The sequence below is a fragment of the Kitasatospora sp. NPDC002227 genome, from assembly GCF_040296285.1.
Classification (GTDB): Bacteria; Actinomycetota; Actinomycetes; order Streptomycetales; family Streptomycetaceae; genus Kitasatospora.
Genome location: NZ_JBEOWY010000030.1, coordinates 1 through 16,218 on the forward strand (window position 1 = coordinate 1; position 16,218 = coordinate 16,218).

The 16,218-nt window shown below is 71.4% G+C and carries 12 protein-coding genes and 3 pseudogenes; 7 read left to right on the forward strand and 8 right to left on the reverse strand.

All coding sequences use genetic code 11. The features are described from left to right. Positions 1-60: 60 nt before the first annotated feature. Positions 61-834 (reverse strand): annotated as a pseudogene (locus ABT095_RS24400) (site-specific integrase); the annotation flags it as partial. 718 nt (positions 835-1,552) lie between these two features. Here ABT095_RS24400 and ABT095_RS24405 point away from each other — a divergent pair. Together ABT095_RS24405 and ABT095_RS24410 are read left to right on the forward strand one after the other, a co-directional pair. Continuing rightward, positions 1,553-1,819: a hypothetical protein gene (locus ABT095_RS24405; protein WP_350531611.1), complete on the forward strand. Its 267-nt coding sequence runs from the start codon at positions 1,553-1,555 to the stop codon at positions 1,817-1,819. A 93-nt stretch (positions 1,820-1,912) separates the two neighbouring features. After that, on the forward strand, positions 1,913-2,653 hold the full coding sequence (locus tag ABT095_RS24410; protein WP_350531675.1) for a hypothetical protein: 741 nt from the start codon (positions 1,913-1,915) through the stop codon (positions 2,651-2,653). 314 nt (positions 2,654-2,967) lie between these two features. Here the strand turns inward: ABT095_RS24410 and ABT095_RS24415 are convergent. The 3 genes and pseudogenes from ABT095_RS24415 to ABT095_RS24425 all read right to left on the reverse strand — a co-directional run. Next, positions 2,968-4,276, reverse strand: a pseudogene (locus ABT095_RS24415) (tyrosine-type recombinase/integrase). Continuing rightward, on the reverse strand, positions 4,276-4,485 hold the full coding sequence (locus ABT095_RS24420; RefSeq protein ID WP_350531612.1) for a helix-turn-helix domain-containing protein: 210 nt from the start codon (positions 4,483-4,485) through the stop codon (positions 4,276-4,278). Before ABT095_RS24420 ends, ABT095_RS24415 begins: the two are co-directional and overlap by 1 nt. A gap of 250 nt (positions 4,486-4,735) precedes the next feature. After that, positions 4,736-5,588 (reverse strand): annotated as a pseudogene (locus tag ABT095_RS24425) (replication initiator); the annotation flags it as partial. Here ABT095_RS24425 and ABT095_RS24430 point away from each other — a divergent pair. From ABT095_RS24430 to ABT095_RS24440, 3 genes are all read left to right on the forward strand, one after another. Continuing rightward, on the forward strand, positions 5,493-5,690 hold the full coding sequence (locus ABT095_RS24430) for a hypothetical protein (RefSeq protein ID WP_350531682.1): 198 nt from the start codon (positions 5,493-5,495) through the stop codon (positions 5,688-5,690). The pseudogene ABT095_RS24425 and the gene ABT095_RS24430 sit on opposite strands and share 96 nt — an antisense overlap. 269 nt (positions 5,691-5,959) lie before the next feature. Then, positions 5,960-8,062 (forward strand): 4-alpha-glucanotransferase, encoded by a 2,103-nt coding sequence (gene malQ, locus ABT095_RS24435; RefSeq protein ID WP_350531676.1) that lies wholly within the window; start codon positions 5,960-5,962, stop codon positions 8,060-8,062. A 21-nt stretch (positions 8,063-8,083) separates the two neighbouring features. Then, positions 8,084-8,314 carry a hypothetical protein gene (locus ABT095_RS24440; protein WP_350531613.1) on the forward strand — a complete coding sequence of 77 codons (231 nt, stop codon included), beginning with the start codon at positions 8,084-8,086 and terminating at the stop codon, positions 8,312-8,314. A gap of 51 nt (positions 8,315-8,365) precedes the next feature. Here ABT095_RS24440 and ABT095_RS24445 read toward each other — a convergent pair whose 3' ends face one another. From ABT095_RS24445 to ABT095_RS24455, 3 genes are read right to left on the reverse strand one after another with little or no spacing between them, the layout of a single operon-like run. Further along, positions 8,366-9,130 carry an FAD:protein FMN transferase gene (locus tag ABT095_RS24445; RefSeq protein ID WP_350531614.1) on the reverse strand — a complete coding sequence of 255 codons (765 nt, stop codon included), beginning with the start codon at positions 9,128-9,130 and terminating at the stop codon, positions 8,366-8,368. Further along, complete coding sequence (locus ABT095_RS24450) at positions 9,127-9,624, reverse strand: FMN-binding protein (protein ID WP_350531615.1); 498 nt, start codon at positions 9,622-9,624, stop codon at positions 9,127-9,129. The genes ABT095_RS24445 and ABT095_RS24450 overlap by 4 nt, the downstream gene beginning before the upstream one ends. A 33-nt stretch (positions 9,625-9,657) precedes the next feature. Next, positions 9,658-11,091 carry a ferredoxin reductase family protein gene (locus tag ABT095_RS24455; protein ID WP_350531616.1) on the reverse strand — a complete coding sequence of 478 codons (1,434 nt, stop codon included), beginning with the start codon at positions 11,089-11,091 and terminating at the stop codon, positions 9,658-9,660. A 232-nt stretch (positions 11,092-11,323) separates the two neighbouring features. Here ABT095_RS24455 and ABT095_RS24460 point away from each other — a divergent pair, with 232 nt between their 5' ends. After that, positions 11,324-12,034 (forward strand): response regulator transcription factor, encoded by a 711-nt coding sequence (locus ABT095_RS24460; protein WP_350531617.1) that lies wholly within the window; start codon positions 11,324-11,326, stop codon positions 12,032-12,034. Next, on the forward strand, positions 12,031-13,503 hold the full coding sequence (locus tag ABT095_RS24465; protein ID WP_350531618.1) for a sensor histidine kinase: 1,473 nt from the start codon (positions 12,031-12,033) through the stop codon (positions 13,501-13,503). Before ABT095_RS24460 ends, ABT095_RS24465 begins: the two co-directional genes overlap by 4 nt. A 94-nt stretch (positions 13,504-13,597) precedes the next feature. Here ABT095_RS24465 and pepN read toward each other — a convergent pair whose 3' ends face one another. Then, positions 13,598-16,162, reverse strand: a complete 2,565-nt coding sequence (gene pepN, locus ABT095_RS24470) for an aminopeptidase N (RefSeq protein ID WP_350531619.1) — start codon at positions 16,160-16,162, stop codon at positions 13,598-13,600. Positions 16,163-16,218 lie beyond the last annotated feature (56 nt).

Genomic DNA, 16,218 nt, shown 5'->3' on the forward strand with positions numbered 1-16,218 from the left:
CGGCAGTGCCGGTGGCCTCACCATGATCGATCAGACTCCTTCAAGCAGCAGGACCCGCAACAAACGAGCCCCGCCACAAAGTCTGACGCGCGACACGACGAGTTCGACGCCCTGGTCCAGGAGCAGGGTGGCGGTGGAGTGCCGGAGGTCGTGGAACCGGATGCGGCGTACGCCGGCCAGCTTGAGTAGCGTCGCGAAGCGCCGGTTGAGGGTGCTGGGTTCGACTGGGTGTGCGGTGCCGGGAGCGGTGAAGATGTAGCCGCGCGGGTTCCAGCGCAGTCCTGCAGTTTCGTGTTCGGCTTCCTGCTGTGCCCGGTGTTCGCGGAGCAGGCGGAGGCAGGCTGCGGGCAGGGCGATGCGGCGCTCGGAGGCGTGGGTCTTGGTGGGGAGAAGCACCAGACCGTTCTCGCGGGTGCGTTGCAGTGTGCGGCGGATCGCGGCTGTTCCGGTGTTGAGGTCGAGGTCTTCCCAGGTGAGGGCGAGGAGTTCGCCCCTGCGCAGTCCGGTGTGAAGGGCGAGGTGCACCACGGGGTGGAGCGGGTGACTGCGGGTGACGTCGAGCAGCTGGCGGGCCTCTTCGGCGGTCAGGGGCTCGAACCTGCGGGGGCGGGGTGTGCCGAGTCGGACATTGCGGGCCAGGTTGCGGGGGATCTCCTCTTCCTGAACGGCGTGCTCCAGTGCCGTCTTCAGCACGGTGTGGATGTAGGTGATGGTGAGCGGGCTCAGGTATCGGCGGCAGCACCGGTTGACGGCGCAGCAGCGCTGCTGGTCGGTGGTCCGCTTGTGGTCGGTGCGGCGGGTGCAGCACTGACAGCGGGTGCGCAGGCTGTCAAGGGCGCGCGCCCTGCGCGCGCCGCTGCCCCGGCCGTGGCGGCCGGCGCCGGGCGTGCGGGCTGGCGCCCGGTCCCGGCGCGACCGCCCGGCCAGGGGCAGCGAGGTGACGCAACGCCAGAGCCCCGGCAGGGCTGTCGGTCAGCGGGCTGGCGCTGGTGCAGGAGCTTCCGGTGGGATCACCGCCAGTGCCGCTGCCGCTACCCGGGCCAGGTCCCGAGGAAGGCTTGCTGGCCATGGGCGGCGAAGGCTACTGCGCCGATCGCGGAAGTCCGGCTGCCGCCGGACCCGGGCCTTGGCGGCCCTTTCCACGCTCCCTTCGTGCCGTTGGCTGGCTACTCAGTCCTATCGGACGCCCAGCCCGCTCCGTCCCCGCGACGGCTTCCGACTATCGCCATGGTTTAGACCATTGACAGCAACACTGACGGCAACAGAGGCGGACAACGGCACACTTCCACGGACCTCAGTGGACCGGTAGATTGCCGCTCACCTGCGAAAAGGCAGTCAGGAAGGGGGCGCCTATCACACGTACTATGTGCTGGCAGGCGCCACGCCAGTCCTCGTCCACAACTGTGGGGATAAGGTTTGGGAGCCGTTCCGCGAGGGCGTCGACCACGCCGACCAGGGAACCCTTCCGGCACATGCAGGAATTTCGCCTGGATCCTCTCTCGGTGCGGGTGAATATCACTTCATCGTTCACCAGGATGGTTCCCTGCGTGCTATGCAGAACGAATCCATGTGGGATCTCAATCCGGGTGCCGGACACACATCCCTGGGTAATCGTAAAGGGGTGCTCATGGCAGGCACATTTGATGTCGATGCAAGCGGTGCAATTTCCAGGATCGACAACTTCTCCGGCCATTACCGTCCGACGGAAACTCCGGGGTTCACCCCCTTGATGGATGTCACTCGCGGAGCCTTCCAGCGGCACGGTTGGGACTTCGCTGACCACGCCTGGGATTACTACGCCGGGCCGCCTGGTCTCTGAGGTAAAACATGTTTGCTGGGGGTGGTCTCGTGAGGCTGCCCCCAGCGGGCTTGAAACATCCGAACGGCTACTTCTCTCGATGCGGTGGTGCTGATGGACCTTCCGATCTACGCTGATAGCGGTGTGCTCCTGGCTCGTCTCGTGCGGAGTCAGGAAAACGGTCTTCCACACGACACCGGTCTTCCCGTGGGCGAGCTGTCTCCGATTCCTGGAGGCCAACCCCCGACGGAGGAATTCCTCCACCAGCTTGCAGAGCGGCTTGGCATGCAGAGCCATGACCTCTTCCTCATTGCGGGTCTGACCATTCCGGATGGCGCGATGCTCTTCGACGAAGAAGCTGGTCGTGAGCTCCCCAAGCTGGTGCAGCATGCACTCCGATTGCCCGCGCCCGACAGGCAGCGGCTACGTGATTTTGCCCAGTCCCTGGCTGAGGTGCCGCCGCAAACCGTCCCTCCCAAGAGGCAGCGCCCTTATGAGCAGTACCCCCCGGGATTCGGTTCGCTCCTTGTGCGCATGCTTGCCCTCCGGAATCTGGGATGGTCCTCTGCGGCCAAGGTGATGTACCTGATGTCCGGGGTCTACCTGTCGGCTGCGACCATCGGCGCGGTAGGGCGTGGAGTTAAGGAGCTTGACACTGAGCTCCTCAATGGCTTCGCAGTCGTGCTCGGCATTCCGGTCACCGTCCTGGCCTCCTTGACCGGTGTGCACCAAGCGGCAGGCCGCAGGCGTTCGCCGGAGAATATCGACACGGCCGCCCTGCTCTGGGATGTGCGGCATCTGACTGCGGGGCAGGTGCGGGAAGTATCGAACTTGGCAGATGTGTTGAGTCAATGATGATGTGAATCGGACGTTGCAGACGCCCCTCGTTCAGGATCAGTGCAGGCGAGGTAATGTCTGGGTCGGCAGGGCGGCCACACGAAATTCTTGCGAAGGATAGGGTCTGCCTCTGCGTGTCTCGACCGTACGATCCCTCAGCTACGGGGGGAAATTGGAAGTAAATCAGCGGCCTTTATTTCGGGGATGCTATAGGGGGGAATGGCCCCGTGAATTATTCCCCGACGGTGTGCATCTGCTACAGAGCTGGGCCCCCTCCGCGAGAATTCGGAGGGGGCCCAATTGGTCTTTGACGGCAGTAGCTGACGGCAACGTCAGCGGACAGGTGTTGCGCAGGGCAGCGGGTTGTCGCCGTCGTCAGGCTGGTTGGCGGTCCCGGTGGGGTTGTGGAGCGTGCGGCCGAGGAGGTCGATGGCGTCCCGCTGGAGGCGGAGCCGGACGTGGGCGTAGACGGTGGCGGTGACGCCTATGTGGGCGTGTCCAAGGAGTTCTTTGATCACGACGAGTTCGACACCTTGCTCCAGGAGGAGCGTCGCGGTGGAGTGCCGTAGGTCGTGGAAGCGGATGCGGCGGAGCCCTGCTCGGTCGAGGAGGGCGCGGAAGTGGCGATTGAGGTTCGCGGGATCGATCGGCCCTCCTGCCGGCGTGCTGAAGACGAGGCCGTTGTCCTTCCAACCCTCCGCTGTCGCCTCACGTTCACCTTCCCGTGCTTCACGGCGTTCCCTCAATGAGCGGATGCACTCGCCGGGGAGGGCGATGCGGCGTTCGGATGCCCGGGTCTTGGTGGGTAGGGCGGTGAGCCCGCCGGTCTGGGTGCGCTGGAGGGTGCGGCGGATGCTGGCTGTGCCCTTGTCGAGGTCGAGGTCTTCCCACTGGAGGCCGAGGAGTTCGCCCTTGCGGAGTCCGGTGTGGAGGGCGAGTTCGTACAGCGCGAACAGGCGGTCATTGCGGGCGGTAGCGAGCAACTGGCGGGCCTCATCTGCCCTGAGCGGTTCGAAACGACGGGGGCGCGGCGTACCAGTGCGGACGTTGCGGGCCACGTTGCGCGTGATCTCCTCCTCGCGGACGGCGTGCTCCAGGGCGGACTTGAGGACGGAGTGGATGTACGCCAGCGTCAGCGGGGAGAGCCGCTTGGAGCAGCACGCTCCGGCGGCGCAGCAACGGGACTGACTCACGGCGGGCGTCGATGCCACGTGCGCAGCACTGGCAGGTGGTGCGGAGCTGGTTGAGCCAGGTGCGGACGTCCTTGGCGGTGAGCTTGGCGAGCTTCTTCTTGCCCAGGCCGGGGATGAGGTGCTGCTCGACGCAGGCGGTGTAGCGGGTGTGGGTGTTCTCTCGGAGGTGGTGGATGGCGACGGCCTCCAACCAGTAAGTCAGGTAGGCGCTCACGCTGCCCTGCACGGACGGAACAGGGACGCCGCGGTTGCTGGTGGCGATCTTCTCAGTCAGTTTGGCCAGGGCTTCTTTGCGGGTGGTGCCGTAGACACGGACGCGCTTGCGGGTGTTGCCTGGGGCGAGGACATATCCCGCTGCTTCCCAGCGGCCGTCTTTGCGCTGGTAGACGGTCCCGTCGCCGTTGGCGCGGACGCGACGGGAGGAGGTGGCGTCGCGGGGCGTGGTCATCAGGCGGCTTCCTGGTCGAGGCGGGAGTGGATGAACTCGGTGAGGGCGTGGGTGGGGATGCGGCGGGCGCGGCCGAGGGTGATCGAGGCGAGCTGCCGAGTGCGGAGCAGGTCGTAGACGGCGGAGCGGCCGAGTTGGAGGCAGGCCATGACCTGAGGAATCGTCAGCAGGTGTTCGCTCATACCCGGTCCGGGGAGCAGAGCGGTCATGAGGAGCCGCCTTCTGCGGCGAACTGCCGCTCCGCTTCTCTGCGGTGCCGGACGGCGGCGGCGAGGAGTTCCGCGCCGGGGCTGTAGCCCGAGCCGTGGTAGGCCCAGTGGCCGATGACGAGCGTCGTGCTCGGGTCGAGGTCGGGCAGGCCGGCGTGTGTGCGGGCCCGTTCGGTGCGCGAGGCGCGGCGTCGTCGCGCAGTTGGCCAAGGGTGACGGAGTAGCAGCGTGACTTGGTGGAGAAGTGGCCCTGGAAGCCGAGCATGTGCGCCCACTTCCAGAGCTTGAGCTCGGCGAACTCCGGGCGCTTGCCCAGCTCCCAGCAGGTGCGGATCATCTGCCGCACGTGGCGTTCGACGGCGAGGCGGGGCAGCGGCCGGGCCTGTCCGGTGCCGCCGCAGGCGGTGCACGTGAGCGGGGTTCCGCGGCCAGTCAGGGTCATGCCGCGTCTCTGGCAGGGGCGGCAGAACAGGGCGCGGTCGAGAGCACCGGATGAGTCGGCGGACTTTGTGGCGTACTTGGCCGCGTAGGCGGCGACCGCGTGATCGGTGAGCTCGGTGTCAGTGCCGAAGGCGGCGATCTCACGCACGTCGAGCTGCTCGCCCCAGGCGAGTTCGCGTTCCCCGACCGCGTCCGAGACGACGCTGATCGAGACGCGGGTGGCGGCGGCCCGGATGGCGTCGGCGAGCAAGGTCACGGTGGCGGACGAGGGCGGGGGCTGGGTACTGCCGTCCGGGCCGTCGAGACGGATCACGGCGTGGAAGTGGACCAGGCCGCGCTTCTGGTACTCGGCGACCTTGGCGAAGGAGACGCGCAGCACAGCGCGGGCCGCCTTCTGTGTCACGCCGAGCCGCGCGGCGATCTCGCGGCGCAGGTAGATCGTGAAGTGCGCCCAAGGCTCCGGCGTGGGCGTTGAACAGCACCGCGCCCGGATAGTCGTAGGTCTTCGGGTCCAGCGGCGTGCCAAGCCCGGCTCGCTGGCGACGCGGTTCGCTGTGGATCAGCCAGTGCGCGACATCTCGGCCTGCGTCGCAGCTCGTCTGGCGGCCGCCGCTCCGTCCGTGCGGTTCGACCGATTGGAGGCCGAGGCGCTGATCCGGCACGCCCTTGGTGAGGAGACCGTCTTCCTGGCCGGGATCGACAGCTACCGGGCAGTGCGGATTCGGGCCTGGCCGGAGTTCGGGTTCATCCGGGAGGGGAGCTGATTCCCGACCAGGTCACGAGCCTGGTGGTCGAGGCGGAGGACTGGGTGGAGAGCAGCGGTGTCGAGCTGATCGGGACGATGCGGGGCACGGGCCGTCCGTAGCCGTGCGCGGCTGACGGCACCGGTGGGTGCTCCGCCGTGTCGTTGCGGGGCCGGGGTGGGGTGGGGCGGGTAGGACTGGGGCGTCCTGGTGTGTTGGGGTAGTTACGGTGCGTAGGTGGGAGTCCGGGAGTGGCTGCTTATCTGGGTGAGGCCGAAGGCGGCGCGGCGCTGGGGGCGGCGGGGGAGGAAGTGGTGCTGCCTTCGGGGGAGTTGGTGGCGCTGGCGCATGCGTACGGGGTGGACAGTACGTATGACGCGGGGAACGGGCCGGTGGTGGTGGCGCCGGGGACGTTGGTGGCGGTGCTGGGGGCGCTCGGGGTGGCGGCGGGCAGTGCGGAGGAGGTGCGGGAGAGTCTGGCGCGGCACCGGGCCGAGGCGGCCGGGCGGCTGGTGCCGGCGTGTGTGGTGGTGCGGAGCGGGCGGCGGACGGCGGTGGACGTGCCGGCCGGGGCGCTGCTGAGTGTGGAGCTGGAGGGGGGCGGGGTCTGGACCCTGCCGGCGGGGAAGTCGCACTGGCTGCCGGCGGATCTGCCGCTCGGGCGGCACCGGCTGAGGGTGAAGGCCGGGGGTCGGGAGGAGGGTGCGGCGCTGATCGTGGCGCCGCAGCGGCTGCCGGAGGTGGGCCAGCGGGGGTGGGGGTTCCTGGCGCAGCTGTACTCGGTGCTGTCCGAACGGTCCTGGGGGATGGGGGACTTGGGGGATCTCAAGGAGCTGGCGCAGTGGTCGGGGAGCGAGCTGGGGGCGGCGTTCCTGCAGATCAACCCGCTGCATGCCGGGATGCCCGGGGTGCCGTCGGACCCGTCGCCGTACCGGCCGTCGTCCCGGCGGTTCGCCGATCCGGTGCACCTGAGGGTGGAGGCGGTCCCCGAGTACGCCTACGCCGAGCGGGGGGAGATCAACGAGCTGGCGGAGAAGGCCGCGAGGCTGCGGGAGGAGGTGCTCGGGCATGACGGGCTGATCGACCGGGACGCCGTGTGGAGCGTGAAGCGGCAGGCGCTGGAGATCCTGCACCGGGTGCCGCGCGGGGTCGGCCGGGAGGCCGCGTACCGGGCGTTCGTGGCGCGGGAGGGCGAGTGGCTGGAGCAGTTCGCCGTCTACCAGGCGCTGGCCGAGGTGCACGGGAGTGAGTGGCGGCGCTGGTCGAAGGGCCTGCAGAGCCCGAGGAATCCGCAAGTGGCGGCGGCCAAGGCGGAGTTGACGGAGCGGATCGAGTTCCACCGCTGGCTCGCCTGGCTGGTGGACGAGCAGCTCGGGGCGGCGCACCGGGCCGCGAAGGACGCCGGGATGAGCGTCGGGCTGATCCACGACCTGGCGGTCGGGGCGCACCCGGACGGTGCGGACGCCTGGGTGCTGCAGGACGTGCTGGCGGACGGGATCTCGGTCGGGGCGCCGCCGGACGCGTTCAACGCGCACGGGCAGGACTGGGGGCTGCCGCCCTGGCGGCCGGATGCGCTGGCGGAGTCGGGTTACCAGCCGTACGCGGAGCTGCTGCGGGCGGCGGCGCGGCATGCCGGGGCGATCCGGATCGACCATGTGATGGGGCTGTTCCGGCTGTGGTGGGTGCCGGCGGGGAGTCCGCCCACCGCGGGGGCGTACGTGCGGTACGACGCCGAGGCGATGCTCGGGGTGCTGGCGCTGGAGGCGCACCGGGCGGGCACGTACGTGATCGGGGAGGACTTGGGGACGGTCGAGCCGGGTGTGCGGGAGGAGCTGGCCGCGCGCGGCGTGCTGGGGACGTCGGTGCTCTGGTTCGAGCGGGACTGGCAGGCGAAGGGGGCCGTGCTGCCGCCGGAGCGGTGGCGGGCGGCCTGTCTGGCGACGCTCACCACGCACGATCTGCCCAGTACGGCGGCCAGGTTGAGCGGGGAGCACGTCGAGCTGCGGGAGCGGCTGGGGCTGCTGGCACGGCCGGTGACTGAGGAGTGGGCGGAGGCGGTCAACGAGCTGGCCGAGTGGAAGGAGGAGCTGCAGAAAATCGGCCTGCTCGGGGAGGGGGAGGAGCTGAGTGCGGAGGCGCTGTACGGCTTCCTGCTGGCCACGCCCGCCGAGCTGGTCGGGGTCTGGCTGCCTGACGTGGTCGGTGACCCGAGGCCGCAGAACCTGCCGGGGACGTGGGACCAGTACCCGAACTGGCGGCTGCCGGTGGCGGACCGGACGGGGACGCCGCGGACGCTGGAGGAGATCGCCGGGGCGCCGGGGGTGGGCAGGCTGACCGAGCTGCTCAGGACGGCTGCGCCCGGAAGGCGGACCCCGGCGAGCGAGGGGCGGTAAGGGGCCGGTACCTTGGGAAACGTGGACAAGAGGAACGCTTTGCGCGCCGGTGCGATCACCGCAACGGCCACGCTGATGATGCTGCTGTCGTCGCCCGCCATGGCCCTGACCCGGGACGACGGCGACAACCCGGGCTCGGGTCTGAGCGTGGCCCAGACCCTCGGCCTGTACGTGCTCGCCCCGATCGCGCTGTTCGTGATCATCGCGGGCCTGACCGCGCTGCCCTCGCTGGGCAAGGGCAAGAAGAAGTAACACCGGTCGCCGGTTGAGCGCCGTCGGAGCTGACACCAGCTCCGGCGGCGCTCAGTGCTGTCCGGGGGCGAGATAGGCGCTGAGCCCCGGGGTGTGGCGGGTGGTGCCGTCGGGGAGCACGGCGAGCGCCTCGGTGCCCGGCCGGGTGGCGGCCCAGGCGAGGGCGCGCGAAGGGCCCATCGCGAAGGCGGCGGTGGCCCAGGCGTCGGTGCGGGAGAGCCGACGGCCGGTCAGGGTGAGGGAGGCCAGGCCGGTGGCCGGGCGGCCGGTGTGCGGGTCGAGGATGTGCGGGCCGCGTTCGGCGGTGCCCGAGGTGGCCACGGCGAAGTCGTGGCCGGTCAGCACGGTGAGCAGGGTGCCCGGGCGCAGCGGGTGGGCGATGCCGATCCGCCAGGGGCCGCCACTGGTCTGGACGTCGCCGCCGCCGGTCACGCTGTGGTCGGTCCAGCCCGCGGCGGCGAGCGCCCGGGAGGCCTCCTCGACGGCCCAGCCCTTGACCCAGCCGCTCGGGTCGAGCCGCCCGGCGGGTCGGTCCGTGAACCAGCCGTCGGTCTCGGCCGCCACCTCGCGGCAGCGGGCCAGGACTTCGGCCACCTCCGGGTCGCACTGGGCGAGCGTCAGCTCGGCCCGCTCGAGGCGGGATATCTGGCTGTCGGGCCGGTAAGTGGAGAAGACCTCGTCGATGCGGTGGAGCCGGGCGAGGACCGCGCGGAGCACGTCCCCGAGGCCGGGAGTGTCGCCGGGGCGGCGGATCGCGAAGGAGAAGACGGTGCCCATGACGGGTTCGGCATGTCGGAAGACCGGGGGTTCCGTCATGTGAGGCCGGCCTGGTCGAGGGCGCTCTGCAGGGAGCGGGTGTAGCCGTCGCTGGTGTAGGTGGCGCCGGAGACCGCGTCGATCCGGGCGTTCTGGGCGGCCAGGGCCTCCTGGTTGAGCTCGGGGAGGGCGTAGGTGTTGATCTCGCGGTCGCGGTGACTCTCCGCGGGGTACTGCAGGACGTCGACCTTGGTGATCTTGCCGCTGTCGAGCGTGACACGGACCTGGACCGGGCCGTAGCGGGTGTCGATCGCGTTGCCGGTGACGACCCGTGAGGCGGCCGAGGCGGAGGGGGAGGGTGCTGCGGCTGGCGAGCTGCCGGACCCGGTCGCGGTGGAGGGCGAGGACGGCGCCGAGGCGGCCGCGGAGGGGCTGGTGCCGGAGCTGATGACCTTGGCGACGGTGCTGTTGCCCGGGCCGTCGTGCGGCTTGAGCGAGAGCAGCAGGACGATGCCGGCCACGGTGGCGGTGCCGGTGACGACGGCTCGGCGCACGGGGACTCCTCAGGTACGGAGGATCAACGGGGATCAGAAGCTGAAGGACTCGTGGTGGATGCGGCGGACGCCGGCGGCGCGGAGTGAGCGCACGGCCTCGGCGGTGAGGGCGTCCGGCCCGCAGAGGAACACCTCGTGCCGGGCCAGGCCGGGCACCAGGCGGGCCAGGGCGCGGCCGAGGTCGCCGACCTCGGCGCGGCTGCCGAGCAGCTCGTGCACCCGGGCCCCACGGGCGGTGGCGACGGCGGCGAGTTCCGCGCGGAAGAGCACGTCCTCGGGCCGGCGGGCCCGCTGGACCAGGGTGACCTCGCCAGGAAGGGTCTCGAAGAGCGCGCGCAGCGGGGTGATGCCGACGCCCGCACCGAGCAGCAGGACGGGTGGTCCGCCCCGGCGGCGCCCTCGGACGGGAAGCGGGGCGTACGGGCCGCTGCCCGGCAGGCCCGCCCCGGCCATGGCCGGCACGCGGGCCGGGGCGGCCGCGGTACGGGCGGGCAGGCCCGGGGTCGTGCGGTCGGTGGTGAGCCGCCGGGCGGTGAAGGCGCCGTACGGGCCCTCGGCCAGGACACGGGTGCCGAGCGGGAGGCGGGCGAGGGCCGCGCTGTGGGAGCCGAGCGACTTGACCGTGAAGCGGAGGAAGTCGGGGTGCGGCGGGGCCGAGAGCGAGTACGGGTTGGCCGCCCAGCGCAGGCCCGGCGTCTGGAACTGCAGGCGGAAGAACTGGCCGGCCTCGGCGTGGAGTTCGTCCAGCCGTCGGCCGGTCAGGAAGACCGAGACCACGCCCGGGCCTTCCGGCCGGATCTCCGCCACCCGCAGCCGGTGCCGCCGGTCGTGCCGGAAGGGGACGAGAAGGCGGTACCAGCCGAGGAGGGCGGCGGTACCCAGGTAGAGCAGGTACCAGAGCGCCCGGCCGGGGCCGTCCCCGAGCTGGGCGCCGTTGGCCAGCTGGTGGCCGAAAGCGAGCGCCACGGCGAGGTAGGTCGCCAGGTGGAGGTAGTACCAGAGCTCGTAGGAGAGGCGGCGGCGGGCCGCGGCGGCCGAGACGGCGCCGACCCCGAGCAGGAGCAGGGTGCCGAGGGTGGCCTTGAGCATCTCCGGGTAGTCGAAGACCAGCCGCACTCCCTCGGCGAGCAGTCCCCGGCCGTCGGTGAGCGCGTAGCCCCAGGTGATGGTCAGCAGGTGGGCCAGGACCAGCCCGACCATCCACCGGCCGCCGCGGGCGTGCCAGCGGGCCAGCCGGTCGGCGCCGAGCTCGCGTTCGAGCAGCGGGATGCGGGCCATCAGGAGCAGCAGCACCGGAGCGGCGTACCCGGCCAGCAGGCCGGTGATCTGTCCGGCCCCGGTCAGCCAGCCGGCGGCGCCCCGGATCGCGGGGGTGTCGCGCCACCAGAGCGCCAGCACCCCGGCGGCCCCGACGCCGATGGCGGCGAGCGCCACCGAGGGCAGCGAACGGCGGATCAGTGAGATCATCGGGCGGCCTCCGTTCTGGTGGGTGGACTCTTGTGGGCAAGTGGGGCCACCCTTGCATCGGAAGCTCTCAATTGCCTATGAATGCCATGGCATGCCGATGAGAGATCGGGAGCAAAAAGCCAGGTCAGAGTGGGTGCAGCCGTGATTTCGCGCCCGAAGTGATCTCAGTGCATTCTCATCCCGACCCGCAGAATGAACGGTCCCCACAGCAACCGACCAGGATGGGCAGCCCATGGACACCGACCTCGCCACCGAGCCCTGGCGGCTCCTGGTCGTGGACGACGAACCCGACCTGGTCGAGGTGCTCTGCGGCGCGCTGCGCTACGAGGGCTGGGAGGCCCGGGGCGTCGCCGACGGACCGGCGGCGGTCGAGCTGGCCGCCGAGTGGCGGCCGCACGCCGTGGTGCTCGACATGATGCTGCCCGGGATGGACGGCATGGCGGTGCTGCGCCGCCTGCAGGCCCGCCAGCCCGAGCTGCGGGTGCTCTTCCTCACCGCCCGGGACGCCGTGGAGGACCGGATCGCCGGGCTCGCGGCCGGCGGGGACGACTACGTGACCAAGCCGTTCAGCCTGGCCGAGGTGGTGGTCCGGCTGCGCGGGCTGCTGCGCCGGGCCGGGGCGCAGGTGAGCCCGCCGAGCAGCTCGGTGCTCATCCTCGGCGACCTCAGCCTGGACGAGCAGTCCCGCGAGGTGACCAGGGGCGGCGAGGCCGTCGAGCTGAGCCCGACCGAGTTCGCGCTGCTGCGGCACTTCCTGCTGCACCCCCGGCAGGTGCTGAGCAAGGCGCAGATCCTGGAGGCGGTCTGGTCGTACGACTTCGGCGGCCAGGCGCACGTGGTCGAGCTGTACGTCAGCTACCTGCGCAAGAAGCTCGACCAGGGCCGCCCGCCGATGATCCACACCGTCCGGGGCGTCGGGTACGTGATCAAGGCGGCGGGGTGAGGCGCGTCCTGGTGGCGCCCCGGACGCTGCGGGCCCGGCTGATCGCCGGAGTGCTGGCGCTGCTGGTGCTCGTCTGCGGCGGCATCGGGCTGGTGACCACGGCCGAGCTGCGGCACTTCCTGGTCGACCGGCTCGACCAGCAGCTGAGCGACACCGGCGGCCGGTACGCGGCCAGCCTGGAGCGCGCGGCGAACCCCGGGACCGACCAGCGGGACCGCAGCGACACCCGGGCCCAGGCGCCCGGCACCTTCGGCGCGCGGCTGCTGCACGGCGTGGTGACCAACGCCGGGGTGGTGGACGGCGACGCCGACGACGTCGGGGTCGAGGCGGGCGACGTCCCGGCGGACACCGACGACCTGGTCAGGCTCAGCGACGCCGACCAGCGCGCGCTCGCCGCCCTGCCGGTGGGTGGCTCCGCCCGGAGCCTGAGCCTGTCGGCGCTGCGGGGCTACCGGATGCAGGCCGTCGCCGGGCGGGACGGGGACGTGCTGGTGACCGGGCTGCCGTTGAAATCGGTGGACGCGACGGTGCACCGGCTGGTCATGGTCGAACTGGTGGTCTTCGCCGTCGCGCTGGCGGCGGCCGGGGTGGCCGGGGCGCTCTGGGTGGGGCTGGCCCTGCGGCCGCTCGGCCGGGTGGTGACGGCGGCCGAACGGGTGAGTGCGCTGCCGCTGGCCAGCGGCGAGGTGGAGCTCTCCGTCCGGGTGGAGGACGACGACCCGCGCAGCGAGGTCGGGCGGGTTGGGGCGGCGCTCAACCGGATGCTCGGGCACGTGGAGGAGGCACTGGCGCAGCGCCAGACGGTCGAGGAGCGGCTGCGGTCCTTCGCCGCGGACGCCGGGCACGAGCTGCGGACGCCGGTGGCCACCGTGCGGGGGCATGCGGAGCTGGCGCTGCGGCATCCGGGGCCGTTGGCCGAGGACGTACGGCACTCGCTGACCCGGATCGACGCCGAGACCCGGCGGATGGGGGCGATCGTGGAGGACCTGCTGCTGCTCGCCCGGCTGGACGCGGGGCGGCCGCTGGCCCGGGGGGAGGCGGATCTGACCCGGATCGCGCTGGACTGCGCCTCGGACGCCCGGGCGGCGGGGCCCGGGCACCGGTGGCGGCTGGAGCTGCCGCCGGAGCCGGTGGTGGTCGCCGGGGACGAGGATCGCCTCCGGCAGGTGGTGGCGAACCTGCTGGCCAACGCGGCGGCGCACACGCCGGAGGGGACGGAGGTCACGCTGCGGCTGGCGCCGCGGGGTGACGGCGCCGAGCTGAGTGTGAGTGACACCGGGCCGGGGATCGAGCCGGAGCTGGCGGAGCGGGTGTTCGAACGGTTCGTCAGGGGGGACCGGTCGAGGGCCCGGGCCACCGGGTCGACGGGGCTGGGGCTGGCGATCGTGCGGGCGGTGGTGACGGCGCACGGGGGGACGGTGGAGCTGACGAGCCGTCCGGGGCTCACCACGTTCACCGTGCGGCTCTGACGGCAACCAAAGCAGGGGCGCGAGGAACGGCGCGCGCAACCGTCCACGCGGTGGAGGGTTGGTCGCGCAGTTCCCCGCGCCCCTGGTGGTGCGACTAGCGGTCGGCCTGCTGGGCCTTCAGGGCGCGCTCGACGCCCGCACGGGCCTCGATGACCATGCGGCGCAGGGCCGGGGCCGGGTCGGCGGCGGCGAGCCAGGCGTCGGTCACGTCCAGGGTGGACTGGCTGACGTGGTAGCTCGGGTAGAGGCCGACGATGATCTGCTGGGAGATCTCGTGGCTGCGGGTCTCCCAGATGCCCTTGACCATCGAGAAGTACTTCTCGATGTACGGCTGGGTCAGGTCACGGTGCTCGGCCTGGTTGAAGCCGCCGATCACCGCCTCCTGCACGTAGTTGGTGAGCTCGTCGCGCTCGACCACGGAGGCCCAGGCCTCGGCCTTGGCCTCGGCGGTCGGGCGGGCCGCCAGGCAGCTCGCGGCGTGCTCCTGGCCCGCGGCGGTCTTGTCGCGCTCCAGCTCGGCGTCCACCTCGGCCTGGCCGGCCTTGCCGGTGGCGACCAGGCGGGCCAGCAGGGCCCAGCGCAGCTCGGTGTCGACGGCCAGGCCGTCGACGGTGACGCCGCCGTCCAGCAGGCCGGCCAGCAGCGCGAGCTGCTCGTCGGTGCGGGCGACGACGGCCAGGGCACGGGCCCAGGCGAGCTGGTGGTCGGAGCCGGGGGCGGCGGTCCGCAGGTGCTGCTCGCTCGCGGCGGCCCAGGCCCGCAGGCCCTCCTCGCGCCACGCCGGGTCGGCGTAGAGCTCCAGGGCCAGGCGGACCTGACGGTGCACCGACTGGACGACGCCGATGTCGGACTCGCGGCCGAGGCCGGAGACCGCCAGGGTGAGGTAGTCGCGCGTGGCCAGCTCGCCGTCGCGGGTCATGTCCCAGGCGGAGGCCCAGCACAGCGCGCGCGGCAGCGAGTCGGTGAAGGCGCCGAGGTGCTCGGTGACGACGGCCATCGAGGCCTCGTCCAGCCGGACCTTGGCGTAGGAGAGGTCGTCGTCGTTGAGCAGCAGGACGGCCGGGCGGGCCTTGCCGGCCAGCTGGGGGACGTCGGTGCGGGCACCGTCGATGTCCAGCTCGATCCGCTCGGTGCGCACCAGGGCGCCGTCGACCAGGTCGTACAGGCCGACCGCGATCCGGTGCGGGCGCAGCACGGCCTCGCCCTTGGCGCCGGCGGGCAGCGCGGGGGCCTCCTGCACCACGGTGACGGCGGCCATGGTGCCGTCGGCGGCCAGCTCGATCTCCGGGCGCAGGATGTTGATGCCGGCCGTCTCGAGCCAGGCCTTCGACCAGGTCTTGAGGTCGCGGCCGCTGGCCTCCTCGAGCGCGCCGAGCAGGTCGCTCAGGCGCGTGTTGCCCCAGGCGTGGCGCTTGAAGTAGGCGCGCACGCCCTCGAAGAAGGCGTCCTGGCCGACGTACGCCACCAGCTGCTTGAGCACCGAGGCGCCCTTGGCGTAGGTGATGCCGTCGAAGTTGACCTGGACGTCCTCCAGGTCGTTGATCTCGGCCATGATCGGGTGGGTCGAGGGCAGCTGGTCCTGCCGGTAGGCCCAGGTCTTCATCTGGTTGGCGAAGGTGGTCCAGGAGTGCGGCCAGCGCGAGCCCGGGGCCTCGGCCTGGCAGACCACCTCGGCGAAGGTGGCGAAGGACTCGTTCAGCCAGAGGTCGTTCCACCACTCCATGGTCACGAGGTCGCCGAACCACATGTGGGCCAGCTCGTGCAGGATCGTGGCGGCGCGCGACTCGTACGAGGCGTCGGTGACCTTGGAACGGAAGACGTACTGGTCCCGCAGGGTGACGGCGCCCGCGTTCTCCATCGCGCCGGCGTTGAACTCCGGGACGAAGAGCTGGTCGTACTTGGCGAACGGGTACGCGAAGTCGAACTTCTCCTGGAAGTAGTCGAAGCCCTGCTTGGTGACCTCGAAGATCGCGTCGGAGTCGAGGAACTCCTTGAGCGACGGCCGGCAGTACACGCCCAGCGGCACGTGCTGCGAGCCGTTCTCGTACGCGTCGAAGACGCCCACGTACGGGCCGGCGACCAGCGCGGTGATGTAGGTCGACATCCGCGGGGTCGGCTCGAAGCTCCAGACCTGGGTGGCGTCGTCGCCCTCCGGGGTCGGGGTGGGGGAGTTGGAGACCACGACCCAGCCGGTGGGGGCCGTCACGGTGAAGGTGAAAGCGGCCTTGAGGTCGGGCTGCTCGAAGTTGGCGAAGACGCGGCGGGCGTCCGGCACCTCGAACTGGGTGTAGAGGTAGGTCTCGCCGTCGACCGGGTCGACGAAGCGGTGCAGGCCCTCACCGGTGTTGGTGTAGGCGCAGTCGGCGACCACCCGCAGTACGTTCTCGGCCCGCAGGCCGGGCAGCGCGATCCGGCTGTCGCTGAAACTGTCCAGCGACAGCCGCTCGCCGTTGAGCTCGATCTCGGCCACGCTCGGGGCGACCAGGTCGATGAAGGTGGACGCGCCCGGCGTGGTGGCGGAGAAGCGGACCTCGGTGGTCGACCGGAAGGTGCCGCCCTCGCGGGCCCCGCTCAGGTCGAGCGTGATGTCGTACGCGTCCACGTGCAGGAGCTCGGCCCGGGTGCGGGCCTCCTCACGGGTCAAGTTGGTGCCAGGCACTCGCAGGACTCCTTCGTCAAGACTTGAGATGAGTCGCATCCTCCCACGCCGCCGCA

Excerpts from the sequence above, each read along its gene's own strand:
- ABT095_RS24455 (WP_350531616.1), bottom strand. The coding sequence starts at position 11,091 with ATGATCTCACTGATCCGCCGTTCGCTGCCCTCGGTGGCGCTCGCCGCC.
- ABT095_RS24460 (WP_350531617.1), top strand. The coding sequence starts at position 11,324 with ATGGACACCGACCTCGCCACCGAGCCCTGGCGGCTCCTGGTCGTGGAC.
- ABT095_RS24420 (WP_350531612.1), bottom strand. The coding sequence starts at position 4,485 with ATGACCGCTCTGCTCCCCGGACCGGGTATGAGCGAACACCTGCTGACG.
- ABT095_RS24445 (WP_350531614.1), bottom strand. The coding sequence starts at position 9,130 with ATGACGGAACCCCCGGTCTTCCGACATGCCGAACCCGTCATGGGCACC.
- ABT095_RS24410 (WP_350531675.1), top strand. The coding sequence starts at position 1,913 with ATGGACCTTCCGATCTACGCTGATAGCGGTGTGCTCCTGGCTCGTCTC.
- ABT095_RS24405 (WP_350531611.1), top strand. The coding sequence starts at position 1,553 with ATGCAGAACGAATCCATGTGGGATCTCAATCCGGGTGCCGGACACACA.